This window comes from Streptomyces sp. NPDC046866, from assembly GCF_040704625.1.
GTDB lineage: Bacteria > Actinomycetota > Actinomycetes > Streptomycetales > Streptomycetaceae > Streptomyces.
In genome coordinates this window covers 85,056-100,996 of record NZ_JBEYXN010000018.1, presented here as the reverse complement: position 1 = coordinate 100,996, position 15,941 = coordinate 85,056, and the positions used below count along the sequence as shown (strand labels likewise).

Below are 15,941 nucleotides of genomic sequence, written 5' to 3'. Positions count from 1 at the left end.
TCGGTCACAGCTTCGGCGCAATCTCTTCGGTCCAGATCCGGGTCCGCTCCTCGGAGGACATGTGGCAGGCGGACCAGTGCCCGCTGCCGTCCTCGGTGAGCTCCGGCCGCTGCGTGCGGGTGATGCCGCCCTTGGGGACGTCGGCGTACGGGCAGCGCGGGTTGAAGGCGCAGCCGCTCGGGATGTTGATGAGGCTGGGCGGCGAGCCCTTGACCGGGATCAGGCGCTCGGTCTGCTCGCGGTCGATGCGCGGCATGGAGCCGAGCAGCCCCCAGGTGTAGGGGTGGCGGGGCTCGTAGAAGACCTTCTCGGCGCTGCCGCGCTCGACGCACCGGCCGCCGTACATCACGAGGATGTCGTCGGCCATCTCGGCGACCACGCCGAGGTCGTGCGTGATCATGATGACCGCGGAGCCGAACTCCTTCTGCAGGTCGCGGATCAGGTCGAGGATCTGCGCCTGGACGGTGACGTCCAGGGCGGTGGTCGGCTCGTCCGCGATGAGCAGCTCGGGGTTGTTGACCAGCGCCATCGCGATCATGGCGCGCTGGCGCATGCCGCCGGAGAACTCGTGGGGGTAGGCGTCCACGCGCCGGTGCGGCTCGGGGATGCCGACGCGGTCGAGCATCTCGACGGCCCGCCTGCGCGCGGCCTTCTTGTCGCCGCCCTGGTGGGTCAGGTACGCCTCGACGATCTGCTTGCCGACCGTGTAGTACGGGTGCATCGCGGACAGCGGGTCCTGGAAGACCATGGCCATCTTGCGGCCGCGCAGCTTGCGCACGTGGTCCGCGTCGGCCGAGACGAGGTCCTCGCCGTCGAGCACGACGCGCCCCGAGATGTGCGGGCGGCTGCGCGCGTTGCCGGTGCGGTGCAGGCCCATGATGGCCAGCGAGGTGACCGACTTGCCCGAGCCGGACTCGCCGACGATGCCGAGCGTCTTGCCGCGCTCGAGGTCGAAGGAGAGCCCGTCGACGGACTTGACCAGGCCGTCGTCGGTCGGGAAGTGCACCTTGAGGTCGCGCACCGACAGGAAGGCGTCGCCGCGCGGGCCGGCCTGCTCGGGGACGAACGCGGGGCCGTCCGCCGGGACCGCACCGGTGCGGGAGGTGGGGTTGTTCTCGGTCACGTCAGCCTCACGCGCGGGTCGATGACGGCGTACAGCAGGTCCACGATCAGGTTGGCCAGCACCACGAACAGCGCGGCGAGCAGGGTGACGCCCATGATCACGGGGAGGTCGCCCTGGCCGATGGCGGCGACGGCCGCCGTGCCCAGACCCTGGAAGTTGAAGGTCGTCTCGGTGAGCACCGCGCCGCCGAGGAGTCCGCCGAGGTCGAGGCCGAACATCGTGACGATCGGGGTGAGGGTGGAGCGCAGGGCGTGCTTGCGGATGACCACGCCCTCCTTGAGGCCCTTGGCCCGGGCGGTGCGGATGTAGTCCTCGCCGAGGACCTCCAGCATCGTGGCGCGGGTGATGCGGGCGTAGGTGGCGGCGAAGAGGAAGGCCAGGGTGACCCAGGGCAGGATCATGGCGTTGAGCCACGCCAGGGGGTCCTCGGTCAGGGGTTTGTAGTTGGACACGTCCAGCCAGCCGAGGCTGTAGACGAAGATGGCGGGGGCGACCATGCCGGTGAAGAAGATCGGCAGGGAGACGCCGGCCAGTGCGCCGACCATGACCGTGCGGTCGATGGCCGTGCGGCGTCTGAGTGCCGAGACCACGCCGGTGGCGACGCCCGCGAGCACCCAGATGACCGCCGCGCCGAGGGCGAGCGAGAGGGTGACCGGCATGCGGTCGACCATGGTCTCCCAGACGGGCGCCTCGGTCTTGAAGGAGTAGCCGAAGCAGGGCGCGCTGCAGTGGGTGATCTCGGTGCCGCCGTTGTAGTCGCGGCCGGCGAAGATGCCCTTGACGAAGGTCAGGTACTGCTCGGAGATGGGCTTGTCGAAGCCCATCTTCACGCGGATGCCCGCCAGGGCGGTCTCGTTGGTCTCGCGGCCGGCGTACATGAGCGCCGGATCGCTGCCCGTGATCTTGGGGACCGCGAAGAAGATGCCGAAGGTGACCACGGAGACCACCAGCAGCGTGGCGACGACGTTGAACAGCCGCCGTATGAGGTAGACGAGCACTGCAGTCGGCCGCCCGGGGCGGGCGGCTGCCGTCCCTCGTGGGGACGGCAGCCGCCGCCTGCGGCCTTCACCTGCCCTTCGGACTAGCGCATGTGCGGTGAAGGCACTTGCCTGTTGTTACGTGACGACTCGGGCTGCGGCTACTGCTTGATGCCGACGGTGGCCAGGTCGATCTTGCCCATGGAGTCGTTGAAGTAGACGTTCGTCAGACGCGGGTTGTGGTAGACGAAGGCCTTGTCGAAGTTGATGGGGAGGTAGAGCGCCTTCTCCATCACCTTCTGGTTGATCTGCGTGTAGAACGGGGCGGCGGCTTCCGGAGTCGCGGCGGCGGCGGCCGTCTTGAACAGCTGGTTGATCTCCGGGTCGTTGATCATCGTGTAGTTGTTGTTGGCGTTGTCGTGGATGAACGATCCGTCGACCAGCGGCTGCAGGAAGCCCGCGCCGGAGTTGTAGTCGGCGCCCCAACCCATCACGATGATGCCGTAGTTCTTCTTCTTCACGTTCTCGGGCGAACCGATCGTGGAGGAGGAGAGCTTGCCGTCGTACTGGTCGATCGTGGCCTTGATGCCGACCTTGGCCAGCGACGCCTGGAGCGACTCGGCGGTCTTCACCTCGGGGGCGCGGTTGTTGCGCACCGCGATGGTGGTCTCGAAGCCGTCCGGCTTGCCGCAGGCCTTGAGGGCCTCCTTGGCCTTGGCCTCCTGCGGCTCGCCCTTGGTCAGGTTCCAGGGGTCGTACTTCTTGTCCGAGCCGGGGATGCCGGGCGGCAGCATGTTCGCGCCGAGGTCACCGCTGGTCGGGCCGCCGCGGGCGGTCTGCAGGGACTTCGGGTCGGCCGCGTAGATGACGGCCTTGCGGCACTCGATGTTGTCGAAGGGCGCGACCGTGGTCGGGAAGGCGAAGTAGCGGATGTAGCCCGTGAAGGGGTTGTCCGCGTTCTTCTTGAGGTTCTCGTCCTTCAGGATCTTGTTCTTCGCGGCCTGCTGCACGCCGGTGCCGTCGATCGCGAGGTCGATGTCACCCGAGAGCAGACGCGCGTCCATGTCGTCCGGGTTGGTGGTGACCGTAAAGGTGACCTTGTCCGGCAGGCCCTTGCGGATCGTGTCCGTCTTCGGGTCCCAGTTCTCGTTGCGGACGAAGGTGGCGCCCTTGCTCGCGGTGAAGCTCTCGACCTTGTACGGGCCGGTGGAGACGGGCTTGTTGGTGTACGTGGCACCGGTGTCCTTGGCCGCCGGGACCGGCGAGGAGGACGGCATGGCCAGCAGGTAGCTGAAGTCGGAGTCGGGGCTCGCCAGGTTGAAGACGATCGTCTTGTCGTCCGGCGTCTGGACCGACTGCAGACCCATCTTGGCGGGGTCGGTGTCCTTGTACGGGCCGGGGTACTTCTGACCCTGGTCGAGCTTGTCGATCAGGTAGGTCGGACCGCCGGAGAGGACGTCCTGGGCGAAGACGCGCTCGATGCCGTACTTGATGTCCTTCGAGGTGATCGGCGTGCCGTCCTCGAACTTCACGCCGTCCTTGAGCTTGACGGTGTACGTCTTGCCGTCGTTGCTCAGGACCGGCAGGGCCTCGGCGAGGTCCGGGACGAGCTTGCTGCCGGCCTCGCCGGGCTTGCTGTCGTACGCGAGCAGCTGGCGGACGTACAGGCGCTGGATGTCCCAGACGAAGCCGTAGTAGGCACGCGCGGGGTCGAGGTAGTCGACGTCCTGCGGCGACCAGAGCTTCAGCTCGCCGCCCTTGGCGTCCGAGGGGTTCACCATGGTGGTGGTGGCGAGGTTGAAGGCGGCATTGCCGCCGCCCTTGCCCTCGGTCTTCTTGTCGCCGTCGTCGCCACCGCACGCGGCGGTCAGGGACAGGGCGGCGATCACGGCGGTGATCGCGAGTGCCTGCTTTCTGCGGATCACGGTGGTCCAACCTCCAGAGGTGGGTGAAGCGGTGAAGCGGTTCAGCTGCCCTTGGGGTCGAGTGCGTCACGCAGCCCGTCCCCGAAGAGGTTGAACGCCAGGACGGTGATGAAGATCGTGATACCGGGAACCACCATGTACATGGGGTCGTCCTGGTAGATGGGGACGGCGTCGGAGAGCATCTTTCCCCAGGACGCGGTCGGCGGCTTGACGCCGGCGCCGAGGAAGCTGAGGGCCGCCTCCGTCAGGATGTTGGTCGGGATGATCAGCGTCGAGTAGACGAGGATCGGCGCGACCAGGTTCGGCAGCAGCTCCTTGATCAGGATGTAGCCGCGGCCCGCCCCGAGGCTGCGGGCGGCCTCGACGTACTCGCGCTCCCTGAGGGAGATCGTCTGGCCGCGCACGATACGGCCGATGTACGGCCATCCGAAGAAGCCGATCACGACGATCAGCACGCCCATGCGGACGCCCGAACCCTCGAACCCCCACAGGGAGTTGGGGACGACGGAGACCAGGGCGATGGTGAACAGCAGCTGCGGGAAGGCCAGCAGCAGGTCCATCAGGCGGCTGATGATGCCGTCGACCCAGCCCCCGAGGAACCCGGCGAGCGCGCCGAGCAGGCTGCCGATGACGACGGAGACGAAGGCCGCCAGGAAGGCGACGACCAGGGAGATGCGGGCGCCGTAGACGATCCGGCTGAAGACGTCGCGGCCGTTGGTGGGTTCGACGCCCAGCAGGAAGTCGGAGCTGATGCCGCCCAGGGAGCCGGTCGGCGTGCCGAGATCCGGGTCGATCAGGTCCTCGTGGAACTCGTTGGGCGGGTGGCCCAGCAGGCTCACGATCTGCGGTGCGAAGACCGCCACCAGGATCAGCAGGATCACGATCACGCCGCCGGTCAGCGCGACCTTGTCGCGCTTGAGCCGCATCCAGGCGATGCGGCCGGGCGAGCGGCCTTCGATGGCCTTCGCAGGGACGTCGGCTACGGACACGGGTGCGGGTGCTTCCGCGCTCGTGTCGTGCAGTGGTGCCGTCATCGTGGTGGGGACCCCTCTCGGCCGACGGGTTGCCGGCCCATGCCCGCCGCTGTGGCGGCGTTGGTGCGGAGTGGCGCTCGAGTGCGTGGTGACACGCAAGGACGCGTGCTGAGGTGCAGGAAGTGCTTGAGGTGCAGTGCTGTTGCGGTGCGGTGTGGCGTGTGTTTGCAATGCGCATGACAGTGCCGAGCGCAGTGCAGGAGCGGTGCAGCAGTGGTGCAGAAGGTGTGCAGAGAGCTGTGTGAAACGACAAGCGCGATGCATAGGCCGGACGGGGTCCTGGAGGACTGACCGGCTCTTGGGTGGGGAGTCTTCATCGGGGCTGCGATCAGCCGCCAGACCCGCAGATGAATGGATGCGCAACCGTGATGTGAGGGTCCGATTCCCGTTATCCGGACTCCGCTGACAGCTCAGCGGAGCAACACCATCCAGTCGGTACGCAATCGGACATGGCGCCCAACTGACGCCAGGGTCATGCCTTTTGGGCCCGCAACAGCGGTGAAATCCGGACAAGCCGAAGGCCGCGGGGAACACCGTTCCCCGCGGCCTCCGGCTCGCGCGACAGCAAAAGTCTCAGGGACCGAACGGCCCCCGATCAGTAGACCGGGGCCTGGCCCTCACGGTCGTAGAACGGCCGCGTCTGTGACCGGAGCCACATCGCGACGGGGTCGTGCTCGTCGGCCAGCGCCACCGTGCACACCGGCACGCCCTCGGGCACCGCGCCGACGGACTGGCGCATCATCTCCCGTACGGATTCCAGCGCGGGCGCGGAGGCGTCGTACAGGTCGAGCCCCACCGCGAGGTACGGCGAGCCCAGCGCGGGCTGCACCCAGGCGCGGCGCAGCGAGCGCACGGCGGGCGTGCGGTGGGCGTGCTGGGTCAGCAGCCCGTAGAACTGCGGGAGCTCCAGGGCGGGCTCGGACAGCCGCAGCGGGCCGGCGGGCATCCGGTCCAGGCCGGTGGCGATGCGGCGAAGGTCGGCCCAGGGGATGCCGAGGCCGCCGCCCTGGGCGTGCGGGTTGAGCCACAGGCCCCAGCGGTCCGGGTAGAGGGCGCGGGCGATGTCCCGCCCGGTGACGACCTCGTATCCCCGGGTCCAACCGCTGGCGGCCAGCTCCTGGGGGGAGGTCACGCAGGGCGCGTACCCGAGGCCCTCGAGCTCCATGCCGCCGTACTGGGCGTCGGGGGAGCCCGGGCTGCCGTGCCAGAGCAGCATCCACAGCCGGCCTTCGGCCAGGGCGTGCAGCAGTGACTCGTAGTTCTCGTAGCGCCCGGGAGTCACTTGGCGCATCATGTGCTCGACCTGCCCGGCCGCGGCCGTGCCTGACGCACTCACCCGGTACCCCTCCTCGTCCGCCACGTCGTCCGCCGTGTCCGGGCCGCCCGTGCGGCCCGGAGATGTAACAGCTTAAGCGGCCCTAGGGCAGGTAGAAGGGGCGTACGCGCGTAACGATGAAGTCGACCACCGGGTCCTCGGCGGCGTCCAGCAGGATCAGCTGCACCGGCCAGGGCGCGGGGACGCGGGCCAGGGCCCGGCCGAGGGCCTCGAGCGGGGCGCTGCGCATCCCGGCCTCCCATCCCGACAGCCGGACGCCGATGTACAGCTCGGGCGCGCCGCCCTCCACGCTGGCGAGGCAGCGGTGCGCGGCGGCGACGACGCCGGTGGCCCGGAACTCCTCGGCCGCGGCGGCGAGGAAGTCCACCGGGTCCTCCTGCCAGTCGGGCTCGAAGAGCCGGACGCGGCCTCCGGTGGCGGGCCCGTCGAGCTCTGTCCGGCCGACCCGGCACAGCTGGGCGACGGCGGGCGGGGGCAGCGGGACGCCGACGGCGCCCTCCGGGTTCACGGCGATGCCGAGCTGCGGGGGCAGTCCGCGGGCGAACTCCACGGCCGGGGCGACGGCGAAGTCCATGCCGGGGCCGACGCAGGCGAGGAACTGGCTCTCGGAGCTGTAGACGGGGACGTACGGCGCGCCGCCGATCTCCATCGTGGGCAGGGTCAGGGACGCACTGTCCGGGCCGCCCCCTCCGGGCAGCGGCACCCACACGCTGCTGCGGCCGAGCGCCTCGACGATCCGCGCGCCGGCCTCCGGCACGCCCAGGGCCGCCCCGAGCACCTGCTCCAGCTCGTTCTCCGGCCACCCGCCGCCCTGCATGTCCGCCTCCGCTTCTCGTTCCCGCACGTGGTGTCGCCCGAGGGTAGCCCCCCGGGCAGCACCCGCCGCCCCGCCCCCGCCCCTGCGCGCCGGCCCCTCCGCCCGGCGCGCGCTCAGGCGGCTCCGGGCGGGGCGGGACGGAAGGCTATGCGGTCCAGGCGGGCGGCCGCCGCGCGGTCCAGCAGCACCACCGAGGCGCAGCCCGCCGGCAGGGGGCCCGACTCCGCGGCGCGCAGCAGGCGGCCCACCGCCGCCCGGTGCCGGGAGAAGGCGTACGGGGAGACCCCGCGGCCGCGGGCCCGCTGCCCGGCCAGGGCCTCCTGCGGGGTGGTGTCCAGCAGCAGCAGGTGCAGGGCCCGGCCGCGGCGCCGGGCGGTCGCGGCCAGCAGGGCGCGCACCCAGCTCTGCGTCCCGCAGTCGTGGACGACCACCGAGGCGCCGCTGCGCAGGGTCCGCCACAGTCCCCAGTAGTGCGCGATCCGCACCAGCGGCCGGTAGGCGGCGTACGGCAGTGCCGCGGGCATCCGCCGCTCCCAGCGCTCGCGCACGTCCTGGGAGTCGATCCCCCCGCCCGGCGCGGCCCGCTTGATCAGCGTGCTCTTGCCGCCGCCGGGCAGGCCCGAGACCACGACGATGTCCCCCTCGGCGAAGCCCAGCCACTGCGGCCCGTGCGCGCCCCGCCCGCGCAGGTCGCGCACGGGCCCGCCGGCGGCGCCGGGACGGGCAGCCCGGCGCGGCCGCACGGGCAGCCCGTCCACGGCACCGGCCCTGGCCCCGCCCGTCGCCAGCAGTCCGAATCTCCGCACGGTGATCCCCTCCCCCCGAATCGGGTCCCCCGGACCCATGCCCACTGAATGTAAAGAGACGGTAATCCGGCGGGCCCGGTTGCGGCCGGGCCGTCCGGCCACCGGGACGGCGCACGACGCGTCCCGCGCAGCGCCGGGCGAACCGGACCGCAGGGACCCGGTCGCGGCCGCCCGGCCGCACGAACCCGGCCGCACGAACCCGGCCGCACGAACCCGGCCGTACCGCGAATCACACAGTCTTTCGGGCCCGCCCACCCGATTCCCGGCAGGGCGTGCAATGATGTGCGCCATCTGGACCAACTGCATACCGGCCGCTTGAATCCGCGCGGGAGAGTCCCGGCAGGCCCTCGGGCCGCGCCCGGGCGCCGAAGGAGCAAGTACCTCCCTTGAATCTCTCAGGCCCCGTACCGCGTGGATGAGGCAGATCTGAAAAGCGAGCCGCTCCCCGTCCGCCTGCCGGAGCCGGGGTGTGCTCCACCCAAGGTGCAAGTCGGTGTTCCCCCGGAACTCTCGGCGAACCTCTCAGGTTCCGATGACAGATGGGGAGGAACGTCCTCGTCATGTCATGCCCTGGGACCCGGGAGCCACACCCATGAGCACTGCACCCCGCCTGACCGCACTCGATGCGCTGCACCGTTCGCTCGGTGCGACCATGACCGACTTCGCGGGCTGGGACATGCCGCTGCGGTACGGCAGCGAGCGCGACGAACACAACGCCGTGCGCACCAAGGCCGGCCTCTTCGACCTGTCCCACATGGGCGAGATCACGCTGACCGGCCCGGAGGCCGTGAAGGCCCTGGACTACGCGCTGGTCGGCAACATCTCCACGGTCGGCGTCGGCCGCGCCCGCTACACGCACATCTGCCAGGAGGACGGCGGCATCCTCGACGACCTGATCGTCTACCGCCTGGCCGAGACCGAGTACATGGTCGTTGCCAACGCCTCCAACGCCCAGGTGGTCCTGGACGCCCTGACCGAGCGGGCCGCCGGCTTCGACACCGAGGTCCGCGACGACCGCGACGCGTACGCGCTGATCGCGGTGCAGGGCCCGGAATCGCCCGGCATCCTGGCCTCCCTCACCGACGCCGACCTGGACGGGCTGAAGTACTACGCGGGCCTGCCGGGCACCGTCGCCGGCGTCCCGGCCCTGATCGCCCGCACCGGCTACACCGGCGAGGACGGCTTCGAGCTGTTCGTCGCCCCCGAGCACGCCGTGGAGCTGTGGCAGGCGCTGGCCAAGGCCGGCGAGGGCGTCGGCCTGGTCCCGTGCGGCCTGTCCTGCCGCGACACCCTGCGCCTGGAGGCGGGCATGCCGCTGTACGGGCACGAGCTGACCACCGCCCTGACGCCGTTCGACGCGGGCCTGGGCCGGGTCGTGAAGTTCGAGAAGGAGGGCGACTTCGTGGGCCGCGCCGCCCTGGAGGCCGCCGCCGAGCAGGCCGCCACGAAGGCCCCGCGCAAGCTCGTCGGCCTGATCGCCGAGGGCCGCCGCGTCCCGCGCGCCGGGTTCCCGGTCGTCGCCGGCGGCGAGGTGATCGGCGAGGTCACCTCGGGCGCCCCGTCCCCGACGCTCGGCAAGCCGATCGCGATGGCGTACGTCGACGCGGCACACGCCGCGCCCGGCACCTCCGGCGTCGGCGTGGACATTCGCGGTACGCATGAGCCGTACGAGGTCGTTGCCCTGCCGTTCTACAAGCGGCAGAAGTAACCCTCGTCCGCCGGCCGAGCCGTCTCGGTACGCAAGACCACTGTTCGTTCGCACTCCCCCGCATCCAGGAGAATCAGGCCATGAGCAACCCCCAGCAGCTGCGTTACAGCAAGGAGCACGAGTGGCTGTCGGCCGCCGAGGACGGCGTCGCGACGGTCGGCATCACGGAGTTCGCGGCCAACGCGCTCGGTGACGTCGTCTACGCCCAGCTCCCCGAGGTCGGCGACACGGTGACCGCGGGCGAGACCTGCGGCGAGCTGGAGTCGACCAAGTCGGTCAGCGACCTGTACTCCCCCGTCACCGGTGAGGTCGTCGCGTCCAACCAGGACGTCGTGGACGACCCGGCGCTCGTGAACACCGCTCCGTTCGAGGGCGGCTGGCTGTTCAAGGTACGCGTCACGGAGGAGCCGGCCGACCTGCTCTCCGCGACGGAGTACGACGCGCTCACCGCCGGAAACTGACCCACAGGGGATCGAGATGTCCGTTCTGAACACCCCTCTCCACGAGCTTGACCCGGATGTCGCCGCCGCCGTCGACGCCGAGCTCGTGCGCCAGCAGTCCACCCTGGAGATGATCGCGTCGGAGAACTTCGCTCCGGTCGCCGTCATGGAGGCCCAGGGCTCGGTCCTGACCAACAAGTACGCCGAGGGCTACCCGGGCCGCCGCTACTACGGCGGCTGCGAGCACGTCGACGTCGTCGAGCAGATCGCGATCGACCGCATCAAGGCGCTGTTCGGCGCCGAGGCGGCGAACGTCCAGCCGCACTCCGGTGCGCAGGCCAACGCCGCCGCGATGTTCGCGCTGCTCAAGCCGGGCGACACGATCATGGGCCTGAACCTGGCCCACGGCGGTCACCTGACCCACGGCATGAAGATCAACTTCTCCGGCAAGCTCTACAACGTGGTCCCGTACCACGTCGGCGAGGACGGCCAGGTCGACATGGCCGAGGTCGAGCGCCTGGCCAAGGAGTCCAAGCCGCAGCTGATCGTCGCCGGCTGGTCCGCCTACCCCCGCCAGCTGGACTTCGCCGCCTTCCGCCGCATCGCGGACGAGGTCGGCGCGTACCTGATGGTCGACATGGCGCACTTCGCCGGCCTGGTGGCCGCGGGCCTGCACCCGAACCCGGTCCCGCACGCCCACGTCGTGACCACCACCACGCACAAGACCCTCGGCGGTCCGCGCGGTGGCGTGATCCTCTCCACCCAGGAGCTGGCCAAGAAGATCAACTCCGCGGTCTTCCCCGGCCAGCAGGGCGGACCGCTGGAGCACGTGATCGCGGCCAAGGCGGTCTCCTTCAAGGTCGCCGCCTCGCCGGAGTTCAAGGAGCGCCAGGAGCGCACCCTGGCCGGCGCGAAGATCATCGCCGAGCGCCTGGTCCAGGACGACGTCAAGGCCGTGGGCGTGGACGTGCTGTCCGGCGGCACCGACGTGCACCTGGTCCTGGTGGACCTGCGCAACTCGGAGCTGGACGGCCAGCAGGCCGAGGACCGCCTCCACGAGATCGGCATCACGGTCAACCGCAACGCCATCCCGAACGACCCGCGGCCCCCGATGGTCACCTCGGGTCTGCGGATCGGCACCCCGGCGCTGGCCACCCGCGGTTTCGGCGCCGAGGACTTCACCGAGGTCGCCGACATCATCGCGGAGGCGCTGAAGCCGGCGTACGACGGCGAGGCCCTCAAGGCGCGCGTCTCGGCGCTCGCCGCGAAGTTCCCGCTGTACCCGTCGCTGTAGGGCCACGGCCAGGAGGGCCCGGCCTTGTGTCACACAGGGCCGGGCCTTTCCCATGGCCCGGGGCCGCGGTCCTGGACGTCGGGACCGCGAAAGCCGCCGTACAGGCCGGCGTAACCGACCCCTCTGCGAACTGACGTACGCTGATTAACCGGGCAGGGGCGCCCACGAGGTGATCTTTGCCCGCAATCCCTGCAAAGCCCGCCCCCTCCGTCGGCCGCCCGCTACGCTGCGCGAGCGACTGGACGGGTCCGTTCCCCACCACCATGGGGATGTCCCCCGGGAGTCCACCAAAGTGGCCATTTCCGTTTTCGATCTCTTCTCGATCGGCATCGGTCCGTCCAGCTCGCACACCGTCGGCCCGATGCGTGCCGCCCGCATGTTCGTGAACCGGCTGAAGAAGGACGGCGTCCTCGCCCAGACCGCCTCGGTGCGCGCGGAGCTGTACGGTTCGCTCGGCGCCACCGGCCACGGCCACGGCACCCCCAAGGCGGTCCTGCTGGGCCTGGAGGGCCACTCCCCCCGCACGGTGGACGTCGAGACCGCCGACGACGAGGTGGAGCGCATCCGGAAGACCGGCCGGCTGCGGCTGCTGGGCACCGAGATAGGAAGCGCCCACGAGATCGCCTTCGACGAGCCGAGCCAGCTGATCCTGCACCGGCGCCGGGCCCTGCCGTACCACGCGAACGGCATGACCCTCTTCGCGTACGACGCCTCCGGCGCCCCGCTGCTGGAGAAGACGTACTACTCGGTCGGCGGCGGCTTCGTGGTGGACGAGGACGCGGTGGGCGAGGACCGGATCAAGCTCGACGACACCGTGCTGAAGTACCCCTTCCGCTCGGGCGACGAGATGCTGCGCCTCGCCAAGGAGACCGGCCTGTCGATCTCCTCGCTGATGCTGGAGAACGAGAAGGCCTGGCGGACCGAGGAGGAGATCCGCGCCGGGCTGCTGGAGATCTGGCGCGTCATGCAGGCCTGTGTCGCGCGCGGCATGTCCCGCGAGGGCATCCTCCCCGGCGGGCTGCGGGTCAAGCGCCGGGCCGCCTCCACGGCGCGGCAGCTGCGCACCGAGGGCGACCCGATGATGCACCGCAGCGAGTGGACCACGATCTACGCGATGGCGGTCAACGAGGAGAACGCGGCGGGCGGCCGCGTCGTGACGGCCCCGACCAACGGCGCGGCCGGCGTACTGCCCGCGGTGCTGCACTACTACATGAACTTCGTGCCCGGCGCGGACGAGGACGGCGTGGTCCGCTTCCTCCTCGCCGCCGGCGCCATCGGCATGCTGTTCAAGGAGAACGCCTCGATCTCCGGCGCCGAGGTCGGCTGCCAGGGCGAGGTCGGCTCGGCCTGCTCGATGGCGGCCGGCGCCCTCGCGGAGGTCCTCGGCGGCACCCCCGAGCAGGTCGAGAACGCGGCCGAGATCGGCATGGAGCACAACCTGGGCCTGACCTGCGACCCGGTCGGCGGCCTGGTCCAGATCCCGTGCATCGAGCGCAACGGCATGGCGGCGGTCAAGGCCGTCACCGCGGCCAAGATGGCCATGCGCGGCGACGGCTCCCACAAGGTCTCCCTGGACAAGGTCATCAAGACCATGAAGGAGACCGGCGCCGACATGAAGATCAAGTACAAGGAGACCGCCCGCGGCGGCCTCGCGGTCAACGTCATCGAATGCTGACCCGGCCGACGGCCTGACGGCCGGGAGGGGCCCGGCGCACGGGGTGCGCCGGGCCCCTCCCGCTTTCCCGCTGCCGGTGCCGCGGGGCGAGGAGCGGCGGCACTACGACCTCGATGCGGAAGGTCAGCGGCCTCCTGTCCCGCTCAAGACGGGAAGATTCACCCCACCCACTCCTCATTGCCCGATTTATTCGGTTTTGACGGAACCGGGCGCGGCCCGGTCGTGTCTTGAGCAGTGACAGCAGTCCCCGCCTCACGAAGAACAGGGGGACGTCATGAACCACCTCCGCCGCCGGCAGACCGTGGCCCTGGCCACGGGGGCGCTGCTCACCGCGGGGATCACCCTCGCCGCACCGGCCTCCACCGCCGCAGTCCCCGCCGCGGCCGGCGCCGCGCGCACCACCGCCTCGACCCCGCTCGTCGTGAACGCCCGCTGGGCCGGGCACTGCTCGTACGACCGGATCGTCATCGACCTGAAGGGCCGCGTCCCCGAGGTCGCCGTCACCCGCGTGCCGAAGCTGGTCCAGGACGGGTCCGGCAAGCCCGTCCCGCTGGCCGGGAAGCACTTCCTGCAGATCCGCCTGCACCCGGCCGCCGCCCACCGGGACGACGGCAGCAGCAGCTACCACGGGCCCACGCTGGTCGCGACCCGCCTGACGGCACTGCGGGGCCTGGCCCTGACCGGCGACTTCGAGGGGTACGTCACCTTCGGCGCGGCCTTCGACACCAGGCCCTCCTTCACCTCGTTCACGCTGCACCGCCCCGAGCGCTTCGTCCTCGACGTCGCGCACCGCACCGTGTGCTGCTGAGGCGCGCCACCGCTCCGTCCGCCCGGCGGCCGGGCCGCCGGGCGGGGGGCTCAGCGGTGTTCGGGGTTGGGGAAGTCGAAGCGGCAGCCCGCGTCCCATTCGGAGCGCTGGTTGCCGTGGGCGGGGATGCCGCCGGAGCGTTTGAGCAGGGCCGCCAGGTGCATCAGGTTCCACGACATGAAGGTGGTGTTGCGGTTGGTGAAGTCGTTCTCGGGGCCGCCCGAACCGGGATCGAGGTACGAGGGGCCGGGGCCGGCTTCGCCGATCCAGCCCGCGTCGGCCTGCGGCGGGATCGTGTAGCCCAGGTGCTGGAGGCTGTAGAGGATGTTCATGGCGCAGTGCTTCACGCCGTCCTCGTTGCCGGTGACCAGGGCTCCGCCGACGCGGCCGTAGTAGGCGTACTGGCCCTGCTCGTTCAGGAGCGAGGAGCAGGCGTAGAGCCGTTCGATGACCTGCTTCATCACCGAGCTGTTGTCGCCGAGCCAGATGGGGCCGCACAGGACGAGGATGTCGGCGGCCATGATCTCGCTGTAGAGGACCGGCCACTGGTCGGTCTCCCAGCCGTGCTCGGTCATGTCCGGCCAGACGCCGGTGGCGATGTCGTGGTCGACGGCGCGGATCAGCGAGGTGCGGGCGCCGGCCGCCTCCATGACGGCGCGGCTCCGGGAGATCAGGCCCTCGGTGTTGCTGGTCTCGGGCGAGCGCTTGAGCGTGCAGTTGACGTAGACGGCGCTCAGGTCGGAGTAGTCGTGTTCGGCAGCCACGGGGACAGCCTGTGCGGGGGCCGGCCCGGTCCGCCACCGGGCGGCGGCCGTACGGGTGCGCGGCGGCGTACGGGCGCGCGCCCGCCGTACGGATCCGTTGCGCGCGTCGGGGTGCGGGAGCGGAAGGGCGCCGGGCGTGCGCCGGGCGTGCGCCGGGATGGGGAACTCCCGTGGCGGCGGGTCCGGTTCGCCTCCCCCGCCCGTACGACAGTCCGGCCCGGCGGGCGCAAGCGGAACGGACGGCGGGTCAGCGCGGCCGGAAGCCGGGTTGTTTCGGGTGCATGCGGCCGAATAGGGTCAGCGGGCCTTGGTGTACGGGAAACCGGTGCAAGACCGGTGCGGCCCTCGCCACTGTGAACGGGAAGTCCGGCTCCTCCCCCAGCTGCCGCTGGGGGTGCCCCCAGCGGGAAGCCACTGGGCGGCGCGGGAGGATCCGCATCGCCCGGGAAGGCGGAGCCAGGGCATCGGACCCGTGAGCCAGGAGACCGGCCGGGGCGCGTTGTCCATCCACGAGGTGCTGGAGAGGTCTCCCACTCATGCATATAGCCGAGGGCTTCCTGCCCCCCTGGCACGCGGTCGCCTGGGGCGTCGCGTCCGCCCCCTTCGTCGTCCACGGCGTCCGGGCGCTCACCCGCGAGGTGAAGGCCAACCCCGAGAGCACCCTGCTGCTCGGCGCGTCCGGAGCGTTCACGTTCGTTCTGTCCGCCCTGAAGATCCCCTCGGTGACGGGCAGTTGCTCGCACCCCACCGGGACCGGGCTCGGCGCGATCCTCTTCCGGCCGCCGATCATGGCGGTGCTCGGCACGATCACCCTGCTCTTCCAGGCGCTGCTGCTGGCGCACGGCGGGCTGACGACCCTCGGCGCGAACGTCTTCTCCATGGCGATCGCCGGGCCCTGGGCCGGCTACGGGATCTACGCCCTGCTGCGGCGCTTCGACGCCCCGCTGATGGTGTCGGTGTTCCTCGGGGCGTTCTTCGCCGACCTGGTCACCTACTGCGTGACCTCGGTCCAGCTGGCGCTGGCCTTCCCGGACCCGGGCACCGGCTTCCTCGGCGCCCTCGGCAAGTTCGGCGGCATCTTCGCGGTCACGCAGATCCCGCTGGCCGTGAGCGAGGGCCTGCTCACCGTCCTGGTGATGCGGCTGCTGATGCAGTCCAGCAAGTCCGACCTGGTCCGGCTGGGCGTCGCCGAGCTCACCGCGGGCCGCAGCGAGCAGAAGGCGACGGTGTGACG

General features: G+C 70.9%; 14 protein-coding genes and 2 riboswitches. Of the genes, 6 read left to right on the top strand and 8 right to left on the bottom strand.

Going from position 1 to position 15,941, the window contains the following annotated elements; translation table 11 throughout:
* Positions 1-4 precede the first annotated feature (4 nt).
* The 7 genes from AB0953_RS24355 to AB0953_RS24325 all read right to left on the bottom strand — a co-directional run bounded on the left by AB0953_RS24355 (position 5) and on the right by AB0953_RS24325 (position 7,970).
* Positions 5-1,027: an ABC transporter ATP-binding protein gene (locus AB0953_RS24355; RefSeq protein WP_366861731.1), complete on the bottom strand. Its 1,023-nt coding sequence runs from the start codon at positions 1,025-1,027 to the stop codon at positions 5-7.
* A 92-nt stretch (positions 1,028-1,119) separates the two neighbouring features.
* Positions 1,120-2,121, bottom strand: a complete 1,002-nt coding sequence (locus AB0953_RS24350) for an ABC transporter permease (protein WP_366861664.1) — start codon at positions 2,119-2,121, stop codon at positions 1,120-1,122.
* Positions 2,122-2,261: 140 nt separating this feature from the next.
* Positions 2,262-4,025, bottom strand: a complete 1,764-nt coding sequence (locus AB0953_RS24345; RefSeq protein ID WP_366861663.1) for an ABC transporter substrate-binding protein — start codon at positions 4,023-4,025, stop codon at positions 2,262-2,264.
* Positions 4,026-4,066: 41 nt separating this feature from the next.
* Entirely contained in the window at positions 4,067-5,059 is a 993-nt protein-coding gene (locus tag AB0953_RS24340) for an ABC transporter permease (protein ID WP_366861662.1), read from the bottom strand.
* A gap of 595 nt (positions 5,060-5,654) precedes the next feature.
* Positions 5,655-6,395: an enhanced serine sensitivity protein SseB C-terminal domain-containing protein gene (locus AB0953_RS24335; RefSeq protein WP_366861661.1), complete on the bottom strand. Its 741-nt coding sequence runs from the start codon at positions 6,393-6,395 to the stop codon at positions 5,655-5,657.
* A gap of 82 nt (positions 6,396-6,477) precedes the next feature.
* Positions 6,478-7,212: an enhanced serine sensitivity protein SseB gene (locus AB0953_RS24330; protein WP_366861730.1), complete on the bottom strand. Its 735-nt coding sequence runs from the start codon at positions 7,210-7,212 to the stop codon at positions 6,478-6,480.
* Between the two features lie 113 nt (positions 7,213-7,325).
* Positions 7,326-7,970, bottom strand: a complete 645-nt coding sequence (locus AB0953_RS24325) for an AAA family ATPase (RefSeq protein WP_366861729.1) — start codon at positions 7,968-7,970, stop codon at positions 7,326-7,328.
* A gap of 364 nt (positions 7,971-8,334) precedes the next feature.
* A riboswitch (glycine riboswitch) is annotated at positions 8,335-8,438 on the top strand.
* A gap of 172 nt (positions 8,439-8,610) precedes the next feature.
* On the opposite strand from AB0953_RS24325, the gene gcvT reads away from it, so the two are divergent.
* The 5 genes from gcvT to AB0953_RS24300 all read left to right on the top strand — a co-directional run bounded on the left by gcvT (position 8,611) and on the right by AB0953_RS24300 (position 13,943).
* Positions 8,611-9,726 carry a glycine cleavage system aminomethyltransferase GcvT gene (gene gcvT / locus AB0953_RS24320; protein ID WP_366861660.1) on the top strand — a complete coding sequence of 372 codons (1,116 nt, stop codon included), beginning with the start codon at positions 8,611-8,613 and terminating at the stop codon, positions 9,724-9,726.
* Positions 9,727-9,806: 80 nt separating this feature from the next.
* Entirely contained in the window at positions 9,807-10,187 is a 381-nt protein-coding gene (gcvH, locus tag AB0953_RS24315) for a glycine cleavage system protein GcvH (RefSeq protein ID WP_366861659.1), read from the top strand.
* Between the two features lie 16 nt (positions 10,188-10,203).
* Positions 10,204-11,460: a serine hydroxymethyltransferase gene (glyA, locus tag AB0953_RS24310; protein ID WP_361907915.1), complete on the top strand. Its 1,257-nt coding sequence runs from the start codon at positions 10,204-10,206 to the stop codon at positions 11,458-11,460.
* Between the two features lie 292 nt (positions 11,461-11,752).
* Positions 11,753-13,135: an L-serine ammonia-lyase gene (locus AB0953_RS24305; RefSeq protein ID WP_366861658.1), complete on the top strand. Its 1,383-nt coding sequence runs from the start codon at positions 11,753-11,755 to the stop codon at positions 13,133-13,135.
* A 274-nt stretch (positions 13,136-13,409) separates the two neighbouring features.
* On the top strand, positions 13,410-13,943 hold the full coding sequence (locus tag AB0953_RS24300; RefSeq protein ID WP_366861657.1) for a hypothetical protein: 534 nt from the start codon (positions 13,410-13,412) through the stop codon (positions 13,941-13,943).
* Positions 13,944-13,993: 50 nt separating this feature from the next.
* Here AB0953_RS24300 and AB0953_RS24295 read toward each other — a convergent pair whose 3' ends face one another.
* A complete protein-coding gene (locus AB0953_RS24295; RefSeq protein WP_366861656.1) occupies positions 13,994-14,707 on the bottom strand; it encodes a flavodoxin family protein in 714 nt (237 codons plus the stop codon).
* A gap of 267 nt (positions 14,708-14,974) precedes the next feature.
* A riboswitch (cobalamin riboswitch) is annotated at positions 14,975-15,216 on the top strand.
* 27 nt (positions 15,217-15,243) lie between these two features.
* On the opposite strand from AB0953_RS24295, the gene AB0953_RS24290 reads away from it, so the two are divergent.
* On the top strand, positions 15,244-15,939 hold the full coding sequence (locus AB0953_RS24290; protein WP_366861655.1) for an energy-coupling factor ABC transporter permease: 696 nt from the start codon (positions 15,244-15,246) through the stop codon (positions 15,937-15,939).
* Positions 15,940-15,941: the final 2 nt, after the last annotated feature.

Bases quoted from the DNA above. Each gene is read 5' to 3' on its own strand.
- AB0953_RS24340 (WP_366861662.1), bottom strand. From the start codon at position 5,059: ATGACGGCACCACTGCACGACACGAGCGCGGAAGCACCCGCACCCGTG.
- AB0953_RS24330 (WP_366861730.1), bottom strand. From the start codon at position 7,212: ATGCAGGGCGGCGGGTGGCCGGAGAACGAGCTGGAGCAGGTGCTCGGG.
- gcvT (WP_366861660.1), top strand. From the start codon at position 8,611: ATGAGCACTGCACCCCGCCTGACCGCACTCGATGCGCTGCACCGTTCG.
- gcvH (WP_366861659.1), top strand. From the start codon at position 9,807: ATGAGCAACCCCCAGCAGCTGCGTTACAGCAAGGAGCACGAGTGGCTG.
- glyA (WP_361907915.1), top strand. From the start codon at position 10,204: ATGTCCGTTCTGAACACCCCTCTCCACGAGCTTGACCCGGATGTCGCC.
- AB0953_RS24300 (WP_366861657.1), top strand. From the start codon at position 13,410: ATGAACCACCTCCGCCGCCGGCAGACCGTGGCCCTGGCCACGGGGGCG.
- AB0953_RS24290 (WP_366861655.1), top strand. From the start codon at position 15,244: ATGCATATAGCCGAGGGCTTCCTGCCCCCCTGGCACGCGGTCGCCTGG.